This is a genomic window from uncultured Campylobacter sp. (genome assembly GCF_938045405.1).
In the GTDB taxonomy this organism is placed as follows: domain Bacteria; phylum Campylobacterota; class Campylobacteria; order Campylobacterales; family Campylobacteraceae; genus Campylobacter_B.
The window spans coordinates 1-3,440 of record NZ_CALIMW010000055.1; the positions used below are offsets into that span (position 1 = coordinate 1).

4 protein-coding genes are annotated in these 3,440 nt (G+C 52.6%); 3 read left to right on the forward strand and 1 reads right to left on the reverse strand.

The window, feature by feature from the left end:
- Positions 1-86: 86 nt before the first annotated feature.
- The 3 genes from Q0140_RS01645 to thiS all read left to right on the forward strand — a co-directional run bounded on the left by Q0140_RS01645 (position 87) and on the right by thiS (position 3,211).
- Complete coding sequence (locus Q0140_RS01645) at positions 87-1,214, forward strand: cation diffusion facilitator family transporter (RefSeq protein ID WP_297961011.1); 1,128 nt, start codon at positions 87-89, stop codon at positions 1,212-1,214.
- A gap of 208 nt (positions 1,215-1,422) precedes the next feature.
- Positions 1,423-3,015 (forward strand): ABC-F family ATP-binding cassette domain-containing protein, encoded by a 1,593-nt coding sequence (locus Q0140_RS01650; RefSeq protein ID WP_297961014.1) that lies wholly within the window; start codon positions 1,423-1,425, stop codon positions 3,013-3,015.
- Positions 3,008-3,211, forward strand: a complete 204-nt coding sequence (gene thiS / locus Q0140_RS01655) for a sulfur carrier protein ThiS (RefSeq protein WP_297944174.1) — start codon at positions 3,008-3,010, stop codon at positions 3,209-3,211. The genes Q0140_RS01650 and thiS overlap by 8 nt, the downstream gene beginning before the upstream one ends.
- 20 nt (positions 3,212-3,231) lie before the next feature.
- Here thiS and Q0140_RS01660 read toward each other — a convergent pair.
- Positions 3,232-3,440 (reverse strand): hypothetical protein (locus Q0140_RS01660; protein ID WP_297961017.1); only part of this gene is annotated, 209 nt, incomplete at its 5' end.

Genomic DNA, 3,440 nt, shown 5'->3' on the forward strand with positions numbered 1-3,440 from the left:
AATTTCTGCAAAGCGGCGAAAAAATCGCCGATCTGACCTACACGCGCAGCGATTGCGGCTTAGAGTAAAATTTCAAAGGAGAGATAATGGAAGTACCTCAAGCGGCGTATAGCAGGGATAAAATCATCATTCGCACCGGCGCGATCGGTATCATTTCAAATGTAATTTTAGCGGCATTTAAGGGCGTCGTGGGGCTGATTTCGGGCTCGATCGCGATCGTGCTTGATGCCGTAAATAACCTAAGCGACGCGCTTTCGTCCGTCATTACGATCGTGGGCGTGCATCTTGCTAGCAAGCAGCCCGATCGCGCACACCCCTTCGGACACGGCAGGATCGAGTATCTAAGCGCGATCGTAATCGCCGTCATCATCCTCTACACCGGCGGCGTCTCGCTCGTCGAATCGATCAAAAAGATCATTCACCCGCAAGCGGCGAATTATAATGCGGTTTCGCTCGCCATCATCGCAGTAGCGGTCGCGGCGAAATTTAGCCTGGGGCTCTATACGCAAAAGACGGGCGAGCGTGTAAACTCTGACTCGCTCATCGCAAGCGGCGTGGACGCCAAATACGATGCGCTCGTATCGCTAGCAACCCTCGTAGCGGCTTTAGTTTCGCTTATTTTCGGGCTGAGCTTGGAGGCGTATCTGGGCGCGATAATTTCGGCGCTTCTGATCAAAACGGCGTATGAAATTCTACGCGACACGATCAGCAAGCTTTTGGGTTCGCGTCCGAGCTTGGAGCTGACGAATGAAATTTACGACGTCGTGCGGGGCTTTGAGGGCGTCATCGGCGCATACGATCTGATGTTTCATGACTACGGGCCCGATAAGATGGTCGGCAGCATCCACATCGAGGTCGCGAGTGACACGACCGCGGCGCAGATCGACGCTCTTACGCGCCGCATCCAAAACGCCGTTTTTGCGAAATTTAATATCATCCTAGATACCGTAGGAATTTACGCGTTTAACAGGAACGATCCGCGCGCCTCCGAAATCTACGAGCATATCAAGCAGATGGCGTTTTCGCATGAGTTCGTCTCGCAGATACATGGATTTTATCTCGACGAGGAAAAGCGCTCGATCAGCTTCGACGTTATCGTCGATTTCGCAGCACCCGACATGGAGGCGACGTTTCGCGCGGTCTGCAAGCAGGTGCGCGCCGCGTATCCGAACTACACGCTCATCATCACTCGCGATAGCGATTACAGCGGCTAAAATTTAAATTGCTTTGGCGGTCTAAATTTAATCGTGCCCACCCGCGCGCCTTCGGCGAAATTTCAGAATTTTAAGCTAAAATAGGAGAAATTTATCGCAGTTTGCCGCGGCGTAAAAGCTGCAATAAACCGCGAGATAAAATTTGCGCGCAAAATCTGGCATAAGCCCGCGCGCAAGGCAATGCAAAGAGAAATTTAAAAGGAAAAATATGGTTGAAATCAAAGATCTTACGATGCGCTTCGGCAAACAGCTGCTTTTTGAAAACGTAAATTTGAGCCTCGATAAGGGCAGGCGCTACGGTCTCATCGGCGCAAACGGCGCGGGCAAATCGACGCTACTTAAAATTTTAAGCGGACAGATCGAATCTAGCAGCGGCGAAATTTTGATCGAAAGCGGGCTTAAAATCGGCGTTTTGGGGCAGGATCAATTCGCCTTTGAAAGCTTCAGCGTCAAAGACGCCGTGCTCTACGGCAACAAGCGCCTTTATGACGCCGTGCGCGAAAAGACGCAGCTTTACGAAGCGGGCGAGTTTAACGACGAGATAAACGAGCGCCTCGGCGAGCTTGAAATGATCTGCGCCGAGGAGGATCCTGCCTACGAGTACGAAACGCGGATCGAGAAAATTTTAAGCTCGCTGGGGCTGAATGATTTCGATAAAAAGATGAGCGAGATCGAGACGAGCGATAAATTTAAGGTTCTTCTTGCTCAGGTGCTCTTCCCGCGCCCCGACGTGCTGTTTTTGGACGAGCCTACGAACAACCTCGATATCGACGCCATTTCGTGGCTCGAGTTTGAGCTAAATCGCCACACGGGCACGCTCGTGGTCATCAGCCACGACCGCCACTTTTTAAACCGCGTCTGCACGGACATCCTCGACGTGGATTTTAGGCGGGTGCGCGAATTTAGCGGCAATTACGACGACTGGTTCATCGCGTCCAATCTCATCGCCAAACAGGCGCAGTTCGAGCGCGAGAAAAAGCTCAAAGAAAAGGCGGAGCTTGAAAAATTTATCGCTCGTTTCAGCGCCAACGCAAGCAAAGCAAAGCAGGCCACGAGCCGCCAAAAACAGCTCGACAAGCTCGATCTTAGCGAGCTTGCGACCTCTTCGCGCAGGGAGCCTAGCATTTTATTCAAGCCCGCGCGCGAGATCGGTAATGAAATTTTGGAGCTAAGCGGCGTGGATATGAGCTTCGGCGAGATTGAAATTTTAAAAAATTTCAATCTCAAGCTCGCTCACGGCGATAAGATCGGCATCATCGGGCGAAACGGCGTGGGCAAAAGCACGCTTTGCAAGATCATCATGGGCGAGCTCGCGCCGCAGCGCGGCAAGGTTCACATGGGCGCCACGATCGAGCCCGGGTACTTCGCGCAGGATACGAATAATAAAATTTCAGGCGAGCTCAAGCTCTACGAATATCTGCAAAGCCCGCAAAATAGGGATCTGGATGAAATTCGCAAATGCCTTGGACGTATGCTTTTTAGCGGCGCGGAGCAGGAGAAAAGCGTGGGCAGCCTAAGCGGCGGCGAGAAACACCGCGTGATGCTAAGCAAGCTAATGCTGCAACGCCCGAACCTGCTGGTGCTAGATGAGCCCAACAACCACCTCGATCTCGAGGCGATCATCGCTCTGGGGGAGGCGCTGTATAACTTCGCGGGCTGCGCGATCTGCGTGAGCCACGACCGCGAGCTCATCGACGCGTTTGCAAATAGAATTTTGCACCTCAAAGGAGACGCCGAAATCGTCGATTTTAGGGGCACTTACGAGGAGTACCGCGAGAGCTTGGGAGCGAGCGATGATTGAGATCTGCGTAAACGGCGAGCCGCTGCAACTGGCGCAGGATATGAGCGTGAGCGAGTTTTTGCGCCGGCGCGGACACGATCTGCGCCTAGTAGCGCTCGAGCGCGACGGCGAAATTTTAAAAAAGCAGGAGTGGGAGCGCACGCAGATCTCAAGCGGCAAAAAATATGAGATCGTCGAGTTCGTAGGCGGCGGCTGAGGTCGGGGCTTTGAATTGCGTTAAAAATTATGGCGACCGAGGTTTAAATCCGCGCTGAAGTTGCTAAATTTAAGCGATACGGCGACACAGCGGCTGGGGCTTAAAATTTGCACGCGCGTCGTTGAAATTTTAAGCGCGTAGCGTCGCAGCTGCATAAATAGACGCAGCGGAGAGATAGCGGCGTTTGGGTTTTCAAATTTATTAGAAGGACAGGGCGGTTTGGCGCCTG

Coding starts and splice junctions, on each gene's coding strand:
- Q0140_RS01645 (WP_297961011.1), top strand. CDS start 87: ATGGAAGTACCTCAAGCGGCGTATAGCAGGGATAAAATCATCATTCGC.
- Q0140_RS01650 (WP_297961014.1), top strand. CDS start 1,423: ATGGTTGAAATCAAAGATCTTACGATGCGCTTCGGCAAACAGCTGCTT.
- thiS (WP_297944174.1), top strand. CDS start 3,008: ATGATTGAGATCTGCGTAAACGGCGAGCCGCTGCAACTGGCGCAGGAT.